The organism is Paracoccus broussonetiae (assembly GCF_031854425.1).
GTDB classification, from domain to species: Bacteria; Pseudomonadota; Alphaproteobacteria; order Rhodobacterales; family Rhodobacteraceae; genus Paracoccus; species Paracoccus broussonetiae.
This window is the reverse complement of record NZ_JAVRQI010000011.1, coordinates 65967-83570: the sequence shown is the minus strand read 5'-3', so window position 1 is coordinate 83570 and position 17604 is coordinate 65967. Positions and strand designations below refer to the sequence as shown.

The window sequence follows — 17604 nt, the reverse complement described above, 5'->3', positions numbered from 1 at the left end:
CGACCAAAGAAGAATTGAAGCCGCGCCTGCCGGTTCCCGCAGGATCGTGCCCACAGGGCCGCAGCGGGACGGTCTTGCCGCGCGGGGCCGAACTGCCCCGAACAGTGCTGAACCTCTCGCCCGTTCAGCCAAGAAGACCGCCTTATCATGCGCCGTCCGACTGCTTGCGCTGCACCTTCAACCGACGCGCATCCGTTTCCCTTGCGTGCAGGTCTTCCAGCGCCTGGACGCGGCCGAATTCGCGCAGTGCCGCGCCCCGCGCGGCCTGATAGCCGGGCATCATCTGCTCAAGCTCCACCTCGGCTCGGCCAAGTGCGCGGCTGCGGTCCCCGGCCAGCGCATTGGCAAGCCGCGCGCCCGACAGGGAATGCGCGGCCTCGCTGTCGTAAAGGGCCTGCAGCTCCTCGGTCAGTGTGGTGATGCGGGCGCGGGCGGCCTCGACATGGGCGCGATAGGCCGCGAAGCGCCGCATCTCCAGATCGGATTTCAAGCGCGCGAGATCGGCCAGACGGGCGATGGATTCCCCGATATCGCTCATCTCGATGCCCGCGGACGGGCTGCAGGCGATCCACCCCAGCCCTGGCGGACCTTTCTGCGCATCGCCTCGGCAAAGCGGATTGCGGCGGCGACGGGGGCGAAATGCTCCGAGCGGATTTCCTGCCCGATCTCGACGGTCGCATGCAGCGCGCGGGCGCAGGGTGGATCGGACCAGATCGGGACCTGATGGCGGCTAGCGCGCTCGCGGATCTGGCGCGCAATCTCGTCCACCCCTTTGGCAAGGCAGACCGGGGCGCGTCCGCTGCCGCGCTTCCACTCCAACGCGACGGCGTAATGGGTCGGGTTGACGATGACCACATCGGCGCGCTCGACATCCGCCAGCATCGAGTTCAGAGCGATGTCGATCCCTTTCTGCCGCCGCGCGGCCTTCAGATGGGGATCGCCCTCGCTGTCCTTGTGCTCGTCCTGCATCTCTTGCCGGGACATGCGGTGGCGACGCTGATAATCCAGATGCTTCCACAGAAGGTCGATCAGCGCGAAGCCCACCCCGATCGCCAGCGCCAGGTGAATGGCGCGCGTCGTGACCAGCCTGAGCCCGTCCACCCATTGCAGATCCGACATGCCCCCCGCGCTCAGCATCCCGCCCAGCAAAGAGCGGAACAGAAGGACACCGCCCGCCCCCAGCAAACCGACCTTGGCGACCGATATGCCAAAGGCGGACAGGCCCGCGCGGCCCAGCTTCTGCCCGGCATTGCGCATGGGGTCGATCCGCCCCGGATCCGGCAGCAGCTTTTTCGGCGTGAAGGTGAAGGCACGCTGCAGGATCAGGCCGGCCAGCACCGGAACCGCGATGACCGCAACGAAACCCAGCACCGCCAGCATCGCGTTTCCGGTCAGCGCCCGCGCCAGATCCATAACGGATTTGCCACGCCCATCCGGCCAGGGCTCGGCCCCCAGTGCCCGCGCCGCCATGCGCGTCCAGGCGGGCGCGAGCGAGGTCGCGGCCAGCGCCATCGCCGCCCAGAAGCCCAGATACATCAGCGCACTGCCCAGCTCGGCCGAACGCGGAATGTCGCCTTCTTCGCGCGCGCGCCGCAGCTTCTGTTCGGAGGCGGCGTATTGCTTGTCGTCGTCCTCTTCGCTCATGGCAGGTCGCTTTGCATGACATCCAGAACCGCGCGCGCCCAGCCCGACAGGATCGCCGGAGTCAGAAGGGTCAGCGCCACCAGCGCCAGCAGGATTGCGGCAGGGGCAGCGATCAGCATCATCGGCAGGGCGGGCATCGCCTTGCTCGCCATCCCGGTCAGGATCTGGAACAGGTAGCCGCCAAGGATGAAGGGCGCGGCCAGAACCAGCGCCACGACAAAACTGCGCCCGATCAGCCCCAGCGCGGTCGGCAGTAGCTCTGCCACCTGCGGCCATGACCCGACCGGACGAAGGACCAGGCTTTCCCGCAGCAGATCGCAAAGCAATGCCGGCATTCCCAGCGCCATCAGCAGCGCAAGCCCGGCCAGCGACAGAAGGTTGCCGATCGGGTGCGGGGCGAATTCGTTGACGCCCCCCACCAGTTGCGACAGCGAAGTCGTGGCCGCAATCGCCGCCGCCGCGATGTCAAGCGACAGCGCCATCAGCCGCACCAATCCTCCCAGTATCAGGCCGGTCACGATTTCGGCGCCGGCAAGCAGCGCAAGGCCGGTCATCGTCCTGATCGGGGGCGCAAGGCCCGCGTGTTCGGCCAGCAGCGGCGTCATCGACATGGCGATCGCGACCCGCAGCCGGACGGGCAGGATGCGCAGTGAAAATCCCGGCATCGCCAGCAAGCAGGACTGGACCCGGCAATAGGTCAGAAGCAGCACCGGCAGCATTGCCTGAAGCCGCGCATCGGCCAGAAGCGCGGTCATGCCGTCACCGTGCCGCACAGCCGGACACGCGCGGCGGGATCGATTTCGTCCAGTCCGATCACCGGCAGCGCAACGCTGGCCGCGGCCAGCATCATCCGCACCAGCCTGCGGCGATGGTCCGGGACCGCAAGGACCGCCTCGGTCGGTGCGGGCAGGGTGGCAACAAGCTTGCGCAGCGCCTCGGCCAGGCGTTCCTGTAGCTGCGGCAGGGCGGCATTGCCGCCGCGCCCGGCCTCGGCTTCTGCGCGGGTCAGCTCGGCTTCCCATTGCGGGTGAAGCTGAAGGATGTCGAGATGACCGTCCGCACCAGCAAACTGCTCGCAGATCTGCCCTCGCATCCGGCGGCGGACCAGTTCATAGGCCGCCTCGGGCGTGGTCGCGGCCCGGGCCTCGTGCACCGCGTCGGTGATCAGGACGAGGTTGCGGATCGACAGCCGCTCCTCCAGCATGCCGCGCAGGACGGCCAGCAGCAGTTCCGGCGAGACCTTTTCGGGGATCATCGCGTCGAAGAAGCGCTGGTTCAGCTGGGCGCGGTGCTCGTCCGACAGGTTCCCCAGCTCGCGGATCATGCGCTGCATCGAGGTCATGGTCAGCAGCGCCGGAAGGTTGGACTTCACCACCTCCATCAAGTGTGTCGACAGCACCTCCATCGGGGCGACCACGGTGGCCCCCGCCATCGCGGCATCGTCCTGCTGTTCGGGGGCGATCCAGCGTGCGGGACTGGAATAGACCGGCTCGCGCACCTCGTCGCCGCGGATGCCCGCCAGGACCTGTTCGGGACCCAGCGCCAGCACGCCCTGCGGACGCAGTCGTCCCCGCCCGCGCACCACGCCTTGCAAGCGGATGACATATTCGCCGTCATCAAAGCCGGTGCCGTCGGTGATGCGCACGTCGGGCAGAATGACGCCATAGCTGCGCGCGACATGCAGGCGAAGATTGGTGATCCGCTGGCCAAGCCCCCTGCCCTGGTCAAGCGCGCTGACAATCAGCCCGGCTCCGATCTCGACGCTGATTTCCTCGGTATCCAGAACGTCGCCGATGCGGGTCTGGGCGGGGGCTGCGGGTGCGGGCTCGACCGCGGTGGCGGGAGCGTGGGCAGCCGTGATCTCGCGCCGGCGGATAAACCAGGCGGCGGCGCCCAGCCCCGTGGCCAGCGTCACAAAGACCAGCGTGGGCATTCCGGGGACCATGCCGACCACCGCCATCCCCCCGGCGCCCACTGCCGGTACCTGCCAGTTCGAAACGAGTTGCTTTGACAGCAGATCCGCGGTCGTGTCCGTTGCGCCCCCGCGCGACAGCAGCAGCGCCGCTGCCATCGAGGTGATCAGCGCCGGGATCTGCGTGACCAGACCGTCGCCGATGGTCAGCCGGGAATAGGTCGCCAGCGCCTCGGTCACGGGCATGGAATGAACCAGAATGCCCGCCGCCAGTCCGACGAACAGGTTGATCAGCGTGATGACCAGCCCGGCAATCGCGTCGCCCTTGACGAATTTCGACGCCCCGTCGAGCGAGCCGAAGAAGCTGATCTCGCGCTGTTCCTGGATGCGGCGGCGCTTGGCTTCGTCATGGTCGATCGCGCCCGAGTTCAGGTCGCCGTCGATGGCCAGTTGCTTGCCCGGCAGCGAATCCAGCGCGAAGCGGGCCGAAACCTCGGCCATGCGCCCCGAGCCCTTGGTGATGACCATGAAGTTCACAATCGAGATGACGGCAAAGACGGTCAGCCCGACCAGCAGCGACCCCCCAGCGACGAATTCGGCGAAGCCGTTGATGACATGACCCGCCGCCATCGGCCCATTCTGCCCGTTGGTCAGGATCAGCCGGGTCGAGGAGACGTTAAGCGACAGTCGCATCAGCAGCGATACCAGCAGCAGCACCGGGAAGGCCTGGAAATCCGTAGGCTTCTCGACCAGGGCGGCCATGACAAGGATCAGCGTCGCCACGGCGATCGAAAGGGCGATCCCGACATCCAGCACCGGCGCGGGCAGCGGCAGGACCATCGACAGCACGATGATGACCAGCCCCCCGGTGATGATCATCGGCCGCAGCGGCAGGCGGGCCTGGGGAACGGCTTCGGCGACGCTCATTGCCCGGCTCCATCGGCGTCCGCGGGGGCCAGCAGCATGTCTGCCGTCCAGCCCGGCCCATCAAGCATCCCCGAACGCCGCAGGAAGATCAGCACCCGCAGCCGTCCCGCCGGGTCGAGCCGACGCAGATCCACGTCGATGCGGGGATCCAGTGGCTTGCCGTCCAGCAGGTCCTTCGTGGCGGCCGCGATCAGCGCCCCGGCACGGTCCCGCCCGGTATCGACGACAGGAGGGGCGGCCAGCGCCGCGGCGACAAGCGCGGCGGCGATCACGACGCCCTCTTCAGATCGCGCAAAGCGTTTTCAAGATCGCCAAAGGTGGGGCGGACATGTTCCGGCGCGGCCTGGCGCCCGACCTCCACGCACAGGTTCGTCGCGTGCTGATGCAGCCCCGCGATCAGCACCGACTTGATGACATCGTAGAAGGACTGGTCCTGACGCATCACGGCCTGCAACCTGTGGGCAAAGGGCGCGACCAGCGCATAGGCAAGAAAGACCCCCAGGAAGGTGCCGACCAACGCGCCCCCGATCATCTTGCCCAGCACCTCGGGCGGCTGGTCTATGGCGCTCATCGTCTTGATGACCCCAAGCACCGCCGCGACGATACCCAGTGCCGGCAGCGCATCGGCCATGTTCTGCAAGGCGTGGGGGGCGTGCATCGCCTCGTCCTCGATCAGCCGGATGCGCTGGGACAGCATCTCCTCGACCTGATAGGGATCGTCATAATTCAGGCTGGCCGAGCGCAGCGCGTCCGAGATCAGCGAGACCGCCTGCTTGTCCTGCAGGATGCGCGGAAAGGACTGGAACAGGGGAGAATTGTCGGGATCCTCGATATGGCTTTCCAGATCGACAGGGCTGGCCCGTGCCGTGCGCAGCAGCTGGAAAAGCAGGCACAGCACGTCCTGAATGTCGGATTCCTGCCATTTCGGTCCCTTCAGCGACCGACCGACCCCGCCAAGAGCACTTTTGATCACCGCGGTTTCGTTCGCCAGCAGGAACGATCCCAGCGCGGCGCCCCCGATCATCATCAGCTCATAGGGCAGCGAATGCAGGATGACCGCCAGCTTGCCCCCCGCCAGGATATAGCCGCCGAAGACCATGGCGAAGGTCAGGACGATGCCAAGCATTCCAAACATGAGCGGCTCCTAGTTTCCCTTGGCGCGCAGCGCGCCCATGTATGAGGTCAGCACCGCCGCCTGCCCCGGCTCGACCGAGGCCATGATCCGCGCCCCTGTCTGCGGTTCGACCCGGACAAGGATCTGCGCGGCGAAATCGGGCGGCAGGTTCGACAGCACCATCGCCGCCTGCTCGGGCTTCATCTGGTCGTAAAGCGCGATGATGCGGGCGATGTCGTCGGTCTGCACCTGCCCGGCGGTCTGATCCTGGTCGCGCAATTGCTGGCGGATGCGGCGCAGCTCAACCAGCTTCTGCGTCAGCTGGCTCTCTGCGCTGGCCAACTCGGCCTTGCGACGTTCGATATCCTGCAGGTAACGCTCGATCCGCTGTCCGCGCTGATGCAGCGTCTGGGCCAGCGCCACCGCCTCGGGCACGTCGCTGCACCCTTCCAGAAGGGCCGCAGGCTCGGCATGGGCACTGAGCCGAGACAGCCCCCCCGCCAGCGAGACGGCCTGGACCGCGGCGGCCAGCGCCATCACGCCGCCTGCAAGCTGAAGCAAGGGCCTAGGCATCCAGCATCTCCGCGGCAGGGGCACGGCGACGGCGGCGCAGGCGCGCGGCGGCAGGCGCCGCCTCGGAGAATTTCTTCTGCAGCACCCAGAAGGCACGCTCTTCCTTCGCGCGCTCGACCTCGTTGGCGAGTCCCTCGGTCGCGACCGTGGCTTCGGTCTTGGCGGCATGGATCGCGCGTTCCAGCCGGGCGATCTCGCTTGCCATGACGGCGATCGCGCCACCCAGCCCGGTTTCCAGGTCGTTCAGCCGCCGTAACCGCCGGGCCAGGACGAAGCAGAAGAACCCGACCCCCAGCGAAAAGGTCAGCAGCGCACATTGCAGGATCTGCGACAGGTTCATTGGATGCGGAACTCCGTGATCAGGATGTCGCTGAATGCCTCGCGCCCCAGGACATAGACGGCGCGCGTGGCCAGTTCGTCGCGGATGATGTCCAGAATGCCGCGCCGCTCGAACGCGGCGGGTTCGATCCCGGCAAGGAAACTGTTGCAGGCATCCGAGAGGCGCGGCAGCAAATGCTGGACCTCGTCGCGATGGGTCGCATCGGTCTCGATCTGGACCGACATGACCAGAGTACGGAACTGCGGCCCGGAGAGGGTCAGCGCGATCTGCGGCAGCGCGACGAACTGGACCTGCGGCACCGGCTCGGCTTTCGCGGTCGCCTCGTGCGGTTTCAACAGGGACAGGGGCGCCCAGTAGCCTTGATAAGTCGAGATGAAGCCCGCCCCCAGCAGTGCAGCGACCAGCAGAAGGGGCAGGACCCGTTTCACGCCGCCGCGCTGGGGCGGATTCTGCGATGTCGCAGGGACTGCATGGGCCATGTGATTCTCCGTCGATATGTCGATCGGATACCATCCACGGGCTAACCAATTCTTAAGCGCCCCCATGCCATCAGGATCGAGACAGAAAAGCCAGACGATTCGAAAGGGGACGGTTTTGCTGAAGCTGCAGGACTACTGGCGCGCCCGAAGCGCGAAACAACAAGCCCTTCTGGTTGCGGCCTTTCTGGTCACATTCGCGCTTGTGACGGGCTTGTCCTGGCTCGCCGGGCGGCCCGGCATGGCGCTGCTGTATTCTGGTCTGGAGGCCCAGCAGTCGGGCGAAGTCATGGCCGCGGTCGAGGCCTCGGGCGTCCCCTTCGAAATCAGCGGCGACACGATCTGGGTCGAGGAAAGCCGCCGCGACGCGCTTCGGATGACGCTGGCGGGACAGGGTCTGCCAGCCGCAGGCGGCACGGGATACGAAATCCTGGACGGAATGTCCGGCTTTGGCACCACCTCGCAAATGTTCGACGCGGCCTATTGGCGCGCCAAGGAAGGAGAGCTTGCGCGCACCGCACTGGCCCTGCCGAACGTCAAGGCGGCCCGCGTCCATCTGGCGGTCCCGTCGGCCCGCGGTTATCGCCGCGAGGCCGAGCCCGGCGCCTCGGTCACGTTGACGACCGCGGCCAGCCCGATCAGCCACGCGCAGGCCAAGGCACTGAAATTCCTCATCTCCTCCGGCGTTCCCGGAATGAAGCCCGAGCGTGTCACCGTGATCGACAGCGAACGGGGCGTCATCTCGACCAGCGACGATCTGGCCGGAGAGGACCGCTCCGCCGAGATGCAAAGAAATGTCGAACGCATCCTTGAGGCCCATGTCGGCAACGGAAACGCCATCGTCGAGGTCAACATGGATCTCGTCACCGAATCCGAGCTGTTGACGGAACAGCGCTTCGACCCCCAGAACCGGGCGCTGATCTCGCAGGAAAGCGAGGAACTGGCGGATCAAAGCCAGAACAATCAGCCAGGAACGGTCACGGCCGCCTCGAACCTGCCCGAGGGGCAGGATGACAAGGGCGATCAAAGCCGTGCGTCGCGCTCGGAAACGCGCCAGCGCCAGAACTACGAGGTGAGCAAGGTCACGCGCGAGGTCAACCGCCAGCCCGGCGCCACCCGCCGCCTGACCGTCGCGGTGCTGGTCAACGGGATCGAAAAGCCCGACGCGAACGGCAACCCGCAGCTTGTCCCGCGTGAAGAGGGCGATCTGCAGACGATCCGCGAACTCGTCGCCTCGGCCGTGGGCTTCGACGAGGCGCGGGGCGACGCGATCACGGTGAAGTCCCTGCCCTTCGCCAACCTGTCCGAAAGCGGAACCCTGGCCAGGGAGGGCGGACTTCTGGCGCGGCTTGACCTGAACGCTCTGATGAAGATCGCGCTGATCGGGTTCTTCGCGCTGGCGCTAGCCGCATTCCTGCTGCGCCCCCTGCTGCGCGGCCGGCCCGAGGGATCGGCGGCACGCGCGCTGCTGGACGCCAGCCGCCCGACCGAACCGGCGGCATTGCCGGTCGAGGAAATCGCGGGACCGGCAACCATGCCACCCCTGTCGACCGCGGTGCCCGAAATCGACTTCGCACCCCTGCCGGACGGCGATCCCGTGGCACGCCTGCGCGAGCTGATGAAGGCCCGGAAAGAGGAAAGCCTGAAACTGCTGTCCGGCTGGATCGAGAAACGTGAGGACGCGATATGAACGCCATCGCCCTGCGATTGGAATCCTTTGGGACACGCGCCGCCGATCCCGAGCCGTCGCCGACCGACACCTTGGCCGAGCGCGCCTATCAGGACGGCTATGAGCGTGGCCTGAACCACGGGCGCGAGGCCAGCCTCGACGCGCTTTGCGCAGAACTCGCGCGGCTTGGCCAGCATCGCGATGGCCGGGATGCCGAAGCCGCGCGCATCCGCCGCGACACCATGGCCGATCTCAGGCCGGTTCTGACTGGGTTGGTGGCACTGCTGGGCCGAGCCTCGGCCACGGACCGGCTGATGGTGGCGGTCGAGGCGCAGCTGGCCAAGCTGGCCGGGACCGATCCCGAGACATCGCTGCAGATCCGCTGCCCGCCCGATATGGCCGAGGACATCCGCGACTGCCTTGCCCGCAGCGGGCTGCGGAACGCCTCGATCGTCGACGGTGCCGGGGACGAGCCCCTTGTCGAACTGCGCAGCGGAGCCGGGCGGACCTGCCTCGATCCGGCCCGGATGCTGGACGAACTCGGCGCCGTCATCGCGGACATCTTTCAGGAGGAATGAACATGGACCCGCTTGCCAGCCTTATCGCCACCGACCAGATCCAGGTCGAGGTCACGATCCGCCTGGGCCGGACCCGGTTGACCGTCGCCGAACTGTCGCGCCTGCGCAATGACGAGATCCTGACGCTGGACCAGGAAATCTCGGACGGGGTCGAGATCTGCGTCGGCGACAAGGTCATCGCGCATGGCGAACTCGTCGCCGCGGGCGAAGACGACAGCAGGCTTTGCGTGCGCATTCTTGGTCCGGCCGACGCATCGTGAAGGCGCTGCTTCTACTGGCGCTCGTCCTGGTCCCGCATTTCGCGCTGGCGCAGGATGAATCGGGTCTGGCGGGCGTCCCGGCGCTGACAGACCAGGTCGCGAACGGCGTCGGGCGTCACGCGATCACCCTGCTGGCAGTGATGACGGCACTGTCACTTGCCCCCGGCATCGCGATCATGGTCACCTGCTTTCCCTTCATAGTCACCGTCCTGTCCATCCTGCGCCAGTCGATCGGACTGCAGCAATCACCGCCGAACATGCTGATCGTCAGCCTATCCATGTTCCTGACCTGGTTCGTGATGAACCCCGTCCTGACCGAGGCATGGACTACTGCCGGCGCCCCCCTGCGCGACGGCACGATCACCATCGAGGAAGCCTTCAACCGCGGCATGGTCCCGTTCCGCGGCTTCATGGAGGCGCGGACCGACCCCGAGATGATCCAGACACTGGCCGCGATTGCTCCCGATCCGCAGGCCGCCCCCGACCGGCTGTCGGTGCTGGTCCCCGCTTTCATGCTGAGCGAGATCCAGCGCGCGTTCGAGATCGGCTTTCTCGTCTCGCTGCCCTTCCTGATCATTGATCTGGTGGTCTCGGCGGTGCTGATGTCGATGGGGATGATGATGGTGCCACCGGCAGTCGTCGCCCTGCCCTTCAAGCTGGCCTTCTTCGTCGTGGTGGATGGCTGGGGGCTGATCGCCGCCGCGCTTGTGCGCAGCTATCAATAAAGCAGGCGGGCGGGCCAGGTCCCCCGCACCGGCTCTCTTCGCGTCAACATTGCAGATCGGGACTTTCAACCGCCCGTTGGATTGGCAATAAAAGTCCAAACCGGAACGGGACTGGAATGCGCCGACTGCTGCCCACGACCCTTGTCTTGCCGCTGCTTGCCCAGCCCGTTCTTGCCCAGCCCGCGCTGGCCGAGGACAGGCTGGCCGTGGAATTCGTGGCGGTCGAGGACGCGCCCCTGACCTTCGACGCCGCCCTGACCGGCACCGTCCGAGCCACAGACACGATCGAGATCGGATTTCGCAATGGTGGCCGCGTCGTCGAGGTGCTGGTCAGCGAAGGCGATACCGTCACGCGGGGGCAGGCGCTGGCCCGAACCGATCCGCTGCAAACTGAACAGGCCCTGCGCGTGGCCGAGGCTTCGGTCGCCTCGGCCAAGGCAAGCGAGGAACAGGCCCGGCAGGCGCAGGAACGCGCGCAGGCTCTGCTGAATCGCGGCGTTGGCACCCGCGCGGGGCTGGACAACGCGAACCAGACGCTGTCCTCGGCACAAGGGGCGTTGACGCAGGCGGTTTCGACCCGCGATCAGGCGCAGAGGGCTCTGGATGACACCACGATCCGCGCCCCAGCCGATGCCATCGTCACCGCGCGCAATCTTGAGCCGGGTCAGATCGTCGGGGCGGCGCAATCGGTCATCACCCTTGCCTCGGCCTCGGGACGCGAGGTCGTTTTCCAGACGCCGGAATCTCCCTTCCTCAAGGACGCGCTGGGGGCGCCCGTCAGCTTGACCGGGATCGACTTCCCCGACCTGAGGATGCAGGCGACCGTTACCGAGATCGCGCCCCTGGTGGATGCTGCGACAAGCTCGGTCCTGGTCCGTGCCCGGATCGCGCACCCGCCTCCGGGGTTCGAGCTGCTGGGTTCGGCCGTGCGCGGCGCGGTGCATTTCCCGATCGGGCGCGGCATCTCGGTTCCCTGGACGGCGCTGACCGCCAGCGGCGGCGCACCCGCCGTCTGGGTCGTGGACAAGGACGGCCGCGTCTCGCTGGCGCAGGTCGAGATCGAACGCTTCGCCGAGGGTGCGGTGATCCTGACAGGTGGCGTGACGCCCGGCCAGGTCGTCGTCGGCAAGGGGTCGCAGGCGCTTTATCCGGGACGCGAAGTCATCCGCGCCGAAAACGCGGAGTCGACGCAATGAGGCGGCTGTGCATGATCTTTGCCGCCTTTTCGCTGGCTCTGCCGCCCGGCATGGCTGCGGCGCAGGCACCGGCCGATGCCCCGCGCCCGATCGTCAGCGTAGTTCTGGGCGAGGCGCAGACCCGCGATCGTTCGTTTCCCGGTGTCGTGCGGGCCCGCGTCGATGTCGCGCTGGGATTCCAGACGCTGGGGCGGCTGACGGCGCGCAATGTCGATCTGGGCGACGTGGTGCATCGGGGGGATGTGCTAGCGACGCTGGACCCCGACGACTTGCAGGGCAAGGTCCGCTCGGCCGAGGCCGCGGCAGAGGCCGCGCAGGTGCAGCTTCAGACCGCGCAATCGGCGGCGGACCGGACGCGCGCTCTGGTCGAACGCGATGTCGCGACCACGGCGCAGCTTGAACAGGCGGAGCAGTCCCTTGCTGCGGCCATCGCAGCCGACCAGCAGGCGCAATCGGAACTGATCCGCGCCAGGGACACCGAAAGCTATGCCGAGATGCGGGCCCCCTTCGACGGCGTGATCAGCGCGGTTCATGCGACGCCGGGCGCGGTCGTCGCAGCCGGCGAGCCGATCGTGGACCTGTCCGGGCAGGACGAGCTTGAGGTCGTGATCGACGCCCAGGCGGCGCTGGTCGCCCGGCTTGAATCCCATGACAGGTTCGAGGTCTGGTCCCCGAACCACCCCGAGTTGCGCCGTCAGGCCACGCTGGCGCGGATCGAGCCGGTTGCCGATGCCGCGACCCGCAGCCGCCGTGTCCGCCTGTCATTGGACGATCCCCAGGGGTTCCTTCTGGGCGCGCTGGTCCGGGCAAGACCGGTGTTTGCCGATGCGAACCGCCTGACCGTCCCGGCGGCGGCGATCTTCCAGAAGGACGGAGAAAGCCGGGTCTGGATCGTCACGCGCCAGGGCAAGGCCGCCACCGTTTCGGCCCGCAGGGTCCAGACCACCGGCCCCGAGATCGAGGGGATGTTCTTCGTCGCCGCCGGTTTGCGTCCCGGTGACGAGGTCGTCATCCGCGGCATCCATTCGCTCAGGGAAGGTCAGGCCGTGGGAGCAAGCGTCACACCATGAAGGACCGCAGCTTCAACCTGTCCGACTGGGCCCTGCATCACCGTTCGCTGGTGTGGTTCCTGCTGATCGTCTCTATGATCGCGGGCACGCTCAGCTATCTGCGGCTGGGCCGCGAGGAAGACCCGAACTTCACCATCAAGATCATGGTCATCAGCGCCTCGCTGCCGGGCGCGAATATCGAGAACACGCTGAACCAGGTGACGACCCGGATCGAAACCAAGCTGGAAGAGCTGGACGAGCTGAAATACACCCGCTCGGTCACGATGCCGGGCCAGTCCATCGTCTATCTGGAGCTTGATCCTACCATCCGCGGCGCCCAGGTGCCCGAGGTCTGGAAGCGCGTGCGCAACATGATGTCGGATATCCGTCCGGACTTTCCGCAGGAATTCCAGGGCTTCCAGTTCAACGACGATTTCGGCGACGTCTTTGGCAACATCTATGCCTTCACCGCGGACGGCTTCAGTCCGCGAGAGCTGCGCGACCGGGTCGAGGATATCCGCAAGCAGGTGCAAGTCCTGCCGATGGCGGGCAAGACCGCGCTTCTGGGCGTCCGCAAGGAAGAGGTCTATATCGAGTTTTCTTCAGCCCGGCTGGCGGCCCTTGGCCTCAATCACACGCAGGTCGTCCAGACTCTGGCGACACAGAACTCGATCGCACCTTCGGGCATCGTTCAGGCCGGTCCCGAACAGGTGCTCCTGCGGGTGGGCGGCAAATTCGACGACGCCGCCGCCATTGCCGCGGTGAACCTGCGGATCGGGGATCGCTTCTTCAATATCGGCGATGTCGCGACCGTCCGCCGTGGCTATCAGGATCCGCCAAGCGAGCTGTTCCGCTTCAACGGCAAGGAAGCCATCGGCCTGCAGATCGGAATGCGCGAGGGCGAGAACATCCTTGAATTCGGCAAGCAGGTCGACGCCCTGATGGCCGGGGTCGCGCGCGACCTGCCCATCGGGATCGAGATGGCGAAATTCGCTGACCAGCCCCATGTCGTCAACGATGCGGTGGGCCATTTCGTCCGCGCCCTGGCCGAGGCGGTGGCGATCGTCCTGATCGTCAGCTTCATCAGTCTTGGCCTGCGCGCGGGATTTGTCGTGACCCTGACGATCCCCTTGGTGCTGGCGATCACCTTCGTTATCCTCGACGTCTTCGGGATCACCCTGCAACGCATCTCTCTGGGGGCGCTCATCATCGCGCTTGGGCTTCTCGTCGACGACGCCATGATCGCGATCGAGACCATGATCTCGCGGCTTGAGATCGGGGACACGCTGGAACGCGCGGCAAGCCACGCCTGGACGTCCATCGCCTTTCCGATGCTGACCGGCACGCTGGTCACGGTCGCGGGCTTCATCCCGATCGGGCTGAACAACTCGGCGGCGGGCGAATTCACCTTTTCGCTGTTCGTGGTGATCGCGGTGTCGCTGATCGTCAGCTGGATCGTTGCCGTGCTGTTCGCCCCGCTGCTGGGCGTGACCCTTCTGGCGAAATCCCTGCCCCATCACGACCGCGCGCCGGGCAGGCTGCGGCGAAGTTTCCATCGCGTGCTGATCCTGGGAATGCGTTTCCGCTGGGTGACGATCGGGATCACCGTCGCGGCCTTCGCGCTGTCGGTCCTTGGAATGCGCTATGTCGAGCAGCAGTTCTTTCCCACCTCGGACCGGACCGAGATCATCCTGGACGTGACCGAGCGCGCAAATGCCTCGATCGCCAAGACCGATGCCGACATCGCCAGGATCGAGGCATTCCTGAACAGCCAGGACGAGGCGCTGTTTCACACCGCCTATGTCGGTCGCGGCGCGCCACGCTTTGTCCTGTCGATGGACGTGCCGACCCCCGGCCCCTATATGGGCCAGATCCTGATCCAGACCCCCGACCTTGCGGCGCGCGACAGGCTGAAGGCGCGGCTGGTCGAATTCGGCAAGACCGAGCTGGTCGGGACCGACCTTTACGTCAAGAACCTTGAGATTGGCCCACCCGTCGGCAAGCCGGTCCAGTATCGCGTCTCGTCCCCGGATATCGACCAGGCGCGGGACACGGCGCGCGATCTTGCCGCCGTGCTGGCGACCGAACCGCGGTTGCGCGACATCTCGCTGGACTGGAACGAACCTGCCCGCGTCATCACGCTGCAAGTGAACCAGGACCAGGCCCGTCAGGTCGGGATCACCAACGAGGATATCGCCGGCGCGCTGGAGGGCACGTTCACCGGGCGACAGATCACCCAGTTGCGCGACGGCATCTTCCTGATCGACGTGCTGGCGCGCGGATCGGAAAGCGACCGCCAGTCCTTGGCCTCGATCCAGAACCTGCAGCTTGCGACCCAGACCGGGACGCCGATCCCGCTGGCCTCGCTGGCGCAGCTGCAATACGGGACCGAACAGCCGCTGATCATGCAGCGCGACGGGTTGCCCACGGTGACGGTCAAGGCCGACATCGCGACCAAGGATCAGCCCGCCACGCTGGTCGCGGCTTTGGCGGACCGGGTCGCGGATTTCCAGAAGTCTCTGCCCGCTCAGGTCCGCATCGTGGTTGGCGGCACGGTCGAAACCTCTGGCGAAAGCCAGCAGCCGATCGCGGCGGTGGTGCCGGTGATGCTGCTGCTTATGGCGCTTCTGGTGATGATCCAGATGCAAAGCTTCCGCCTGTCCTTGATCGTCTTTGCCGCGGCGCCGCTGGGGCTGATCGGCGTGGTAGCGGCGCTGCTGCCCTTTGGCGTGCCGATGGGTTTTGTCGCCATCCTTGGGGTGCTGGCGCTGATCGGGATCCTGATCCGCAACTCGGTGATCCTGGTTCACGAGATCCAGGTCCTGATCGCCAAGGGCCACGGCAAATGGGACGCGGTGTTCGAAGCCTCGGACAGCCGCGCGCGCCCGATCCTGCTGACGGCCGCCGCGGCCAGCCTTGCCCTGATCCCGATCTCGCGGCAGGTGTTCTGGGGACCGATGGCATATGCCATGATGGGGGGGATCATCGCGGGAACGCTGGTCACGCTGATCTTCGTCCCGGCGCTTTACTGTGCGGTCTTCGGCGTCAAGGCACCCGAGGGCGACGGCCTGCCCACCCCCGAGGACCAGGCCCGCGCCGCCGCCGATCAGTGATCCGCCGGGGCGTCGATCTCGGCCCGGAAGGCTTCGCCGAAGCGCTCCATCCGCGCGGGGTCAAGATAGCGCGCCAGATCCGCCGGCCGATCCTCGGCAATGCGGCGCAGGGTGGATGTTCCGACGGAAAGTGGCTTGCCGGTGCCGTCTTCGCCCCGCCCAAGCCGGCTTTGCACCTCGGCCAGCCGATCATAAAGATCGCCCGAGGCGCGTCCGGCAAGCGCCCTCCGCGCAGGATGCATGGGCGCGACCTCGCCCGCGATCACGCGCAGGAATTCTTCGCCATAGCTCTCCAGCTTCTTCGCGCCCACACCGTTCACGCGGGCCATGTCGTCCAGCGTCGCCGGGCGTGACTGGGCCATTTCGATCAGGGTGCGGTCCGGGAAGATGACATAGGCGGGCACGCGCGCCGCCTCGGCCAAGGCGCGGCGCTTGGCCTTGAGTGCCGACAGCAGCGGCGCGTCCTCTTCATCCACCTGCGTGCGCACCACCACGGCGGGACGCGCACGGTTGATCAGATCGCGGCGCAGGATCACCGTCTCCTCTCCGCGCAGGACGGGATGCGCGGCCAGCGTGATCGCCAGCCCCCCGTGGCGTTCGGGATCGGGGCGGATCAGGTCGCGGCCCAGCATCTGGCGCATGATCGCCTGCCATTGCTGGCGCGAGATGTCACCCCCGACGCCAAAGGTCGGCAACTGGTCATGTCCGCGCTGCCGGATGCGGTCGGTCGCGTTCCCGATCAGCACGTCGATGATATGACCCGCGCCATAGGTCTCGCCCGTGCGCAGCACCGCCGACAGCACCTTGCGCGCCGCCGAGGTGCCGTCGAACGTTTCGGGTGGATCCGCGCAGATATCGCAGTTGCCGCAAGGTCCGGCGTCTTCCCCGAAATAGCCCAGCAGGGCCACCCGGCGGCAGGTCGGGGATTCGGCAAGACCCAGCAGCGCGTTCAGCCGGGCATGGTCGGCGGTCTTGCGATCGGCCGGGGCCAGTCCCTCATCGATCTGGCTGCGGCGCAGGCGGATGTCGTCGGGACCGTAAAGCGTCAGCGTCTCGGCCGGGGCGCCGTCGCGCCCGCCGCGGCCGATTTCCTGATAATAGGCCTCGATGGATTTCGGCAGGTCGGCATGGGCAACCCAGCGGATGTCGGGTTTGTCGATTCCCATGCCGAAAGCCACGGTCGCGGTGACGATCAAACCGTCCTCGCGCTGAAAGCGCGTCTCGACGGCGCGGCGGCTCTCGGCCTCCATACCGCCGTGATAGGCGACGGCGGGAAGGGCCGCCTGGTTCAGCGCCTGGGCCAATGTCTCGGTCTTGGCGCGGGTGCCGCAATAGACGATGCCGGACTGTCCGCGGCGCGCGGCCGCGAAGTCCAGGATCTGGCGGCGCGGCCCGTCCTTTGGCTGAAAGGCCAAGTGGATGTTCGGCCGGTCGAAACCGCGCAGGAAAATCTGGGGATCACCGCCCTGGAACAGCCGGGCCACGATCTCGTCCCGCGTCTCGGCATCGGCGGTCGCGGTAAAGGCCGCCAGCGGAACCGCAAGCGCCTGACGCAATTCGCCCACGCGCAGGTAATCCGGACGAAAGTCATGGCCCCACTGGCTGACGCAATGCGCCTCGTCCACGGCGATGGCCTGCACGCCCGCGCGTCTCAGCATCGGGACGGTCGCCCCCGAGGCCAGGCGTTCCGGCGCGATGTACAGAAGCCGCAATTCGCGCGCGTTCAGCGCCCGGATGACCTCGGCATTCTCATCCTCGGAATTGCCGCTGGTCAGGGCGGCGGCGGCGACGCCCGCCTCGGTCAGGGCGCGGACCTGATCCCGCATCAGGGCGATCAGCGGCGAGATGACCACCGTCAGCCCATCCCGCATCAGGGCGGGAAGCTGAAAGCACAGCGACTTGCCCCCGCCTGTCGGCATGATCGCCAGCACGTCGCGGCCAGCAGCCACAGCGTCGACGATCTCTTCCTGGCCGGGACGGAATCCGTCGAAACCGAAGACCTGCCGGAGCAGCGGTGCTGCCGACATC

At 66.9% G+C, this 17604-nt stretch carries 17 protein-coding genes; 7 read left to right on the top strand and 10 right to left on the bottom strand.

Going from position 1 to position 17604, the window contains the following annotated elements; translation table 11 throughout:
• Positions 1–145: 145 nt before the first annotated feature.
• Genes RM190_RS14870 through RM190_RS14830 form a run of 9 tightly spaced genes read right to left on the bottom strand, consistent with a single transcriptional unit; the run spans position 146 to position 6989 of the window.
• Entirely contained in the window at positions 146–538 is a 393-nt protein-coding gene (locus tag RM190_RS14870) for a hypothetical protein (protein WP_311760245.1), read from the bottom strand.
• On the bottom strand, positions 535–1644 hold the full coding sequence (gene flhB, locus RM190_RS14865) for a flagellar type III secretion system protein FlhB (RefSeq protein ID WP_311760244.1): 1110 nt from the start codon (positions 1642–1644) through the stop codon (positions 535–537). Before flhB ends, RM190_RS14870 begins: the two co-directional genes overlap by 4 nt.
• The gene (locus RM190_RS14860) at positions 1641–2399 is read right to left on the bottom strand and encodes a flagellar biosynthetic protein FliR (RefSeq protein ID WP_311760243.1); all 759 of its coding nucleotides are present in this window, start codon (positions 2397–2399) and stop codon (positions 1641–1643) included. The genes flhB and RM190_RS14860 overlap by 4 nt, the downstream gene beginning before the upstream one ends.
• Positions 2396–4483, bottom strand: a complete 2088-nt coding sequence (locus tag RM190_RS14855) for a flagellar biosynthesis protein FlhA (RefSeq protein ID WP_311760242.1) — start codon at positions 4481–4483, stop codon at positions 2396–2398. Before RM190_RS14855 ends, RM190_RS14860 begins: the two co-directional genes overlap by 4 nt.
• On the bottom strand, positions 4480–4755 hold the full coding sequence (locus RM190_RS14850; protein ID WP_311760241.1) for a hypothetical protein: 276 nt from the start codon (positions 4753–4755) through the stop codon (positions 4480–4482). The genes RM190_RS14855 and RM190_RS14850 overlap by 4 nt, the downstream gene beginning before the upstream one ends.
• Entirely contained in the window at positions 4752–5618 is an 867-nt protein-coding gene (gene motA, locus RM190_RS14845; protein WP_311760240.1) for a flagellar motor stator protein MotA, read from the bottom strand. Before motA ends, RM190_RS14850 begins: the two co-directional genes overlap by 4 nt.
• Positions 5619–5627: 9 nt before the next feature.
• Entirely contained in the window at positions 5628–6170 is a 543-nt protein-coding gene (locus RM190_RS14840) for a MotE family protein (protein ID WP_311760239.1), read from the bottom strand.
• Positions 6163–6510: a hypothetical protein gene (locus RM190_RS14835; protein ID WP_311760238.1), complete on the bottom strand. Its 348-nt coding sequence runs from the start codon at positions 6508–6510 to the stop codon at positions 6163–6165. Before RM190_RS14835 ends, RM190_RS14840 begins: the two co-directional genes overlap by 8 nt.
• Positions 6507–6989: a flagellar basal body-associated FliL family protein gene (locus RM190_RS14830; protein WP_311760237.1), complete on the bottom strand. Its 483-nt coding sequence runs from the start codon at positions 6987–6989 to the stop codon at positions 6507–6509. Before RM190_RS14830 ends, RM190_RS14835 begins: the two co-directional genes overlap by 4 nt.
• A gap of 115 nt (positions 6990–7104) precedes the next feature.
• Here RM190_RS14830 and fliF point away from each other — a divergent pair, with 115 nt between their 5' ends.
• The 7 genes from fliF to RM190_RS14795 all read left to right on the top strand — a co-directional run bounded on the left by fliF (position 7105) and on the right by RM190_RS14795 (position 15576).
• Positions 7105–8676: a flagellar basal-body MS-ring/collar protein FliF gene (fliF, locus tag RM190_RS14825; protein ID WP_311760236.1), complete on the top strand. Its 1572-nt coding sequence runs from the start codon at positions 7105–7107 to the stop codon at positions 8674–8676.
• On the top strand, positions 8673–9233 hold the full coding sequence (locus RM190_RS14820; protein WP_311760235.1) for a hypothetical protein: 561 nt from the start codon (positions 8673–8675) through the stop codon (positions 9231–9233). Before fliF ends, RM190_RS14820 begins: the two co-directional genes overlap by 4 nt.
• 2 nt (positions 9234–9235) lie before the next feature.
• The gene (locus RM190_RS14815; protein WP_311760234.1) at positions 9236–9493 is read left to right on the top strand and encodes a FliM/FliN family flagellar motor switch protein; all 258 of its coding nucleotides are present in this window, start codon (positions 9236–9238) and stop codon (positions 9491–9493) included.
• Positions 9490–10218: a flagellar type III secretion system pore protein FliP gene (gene fliP / locus RM190_RS14810; RefSeq protein WP_390908466.1), complete on the top strand. Its 729-nt coding sequence runs from the start codon at positions 9490–9492 to the stop codon at positions 10216–10218. Before RM190_RS14815 ends, fliP begins: the two co-directional genes overlap by 4 nt.
• A 116-nt stretch (positions 10219–10334) precedes the next feature.
• Positions 10335–11414, top strand: coding sequence for an efflux RND transporter periplasmic adaptor subunit (locus RM190_RS14805; RefSeq protein ID WP_311760233.1), 1080 nt, complete (start codon positions 10335–10337; stop codon positions 11412–11414).
• The gene (locus RM190_RS14800) at positions 11411–12484 is read left to right on the top strand and encodes an efflux RND transporter periplasmic adaptor subunit (protein ID WP_311760232.1); all 1074 of its coding nucleotides are present in this window, start codon (positions 11411–11413) and stop codon (positions 12482–12484) included. Before RM190_RS14805 ends, RM190_RS14800 begins: the two co-directional genes overlap by 4 nt.
• Positions 12481–15576, top strand: coding sequence for an efflux RND transporter permease subunit (locus tag RM190_RS14795; protein ID WP_311760231.1), 3096 nt, complete (start codon positions 12481–12483; stop codon positions 15574–15576). The genes RM190_RS14800 and RM190_RS14795 overlap by 4 nt, the downstream gene beginning before the upstream one ends.
• On the opposite strand, the gene recQ is transcribed toward RM190_RS14795, so the two are convergent.
• Entirely contained in the window at positions 15570–17603 is a 2034-nt protein-coding gene (gene recQ / locus RM190_RS14790; protein ID WP_311760230.1) for a DNA helicase RecQ, read from the bottom strand. The genes RM190_RS14795 and recQ overlap by 7 nt on opposite strands.
• Between the last annotated feature and the right edge of the window lies 1 nt (position 17604).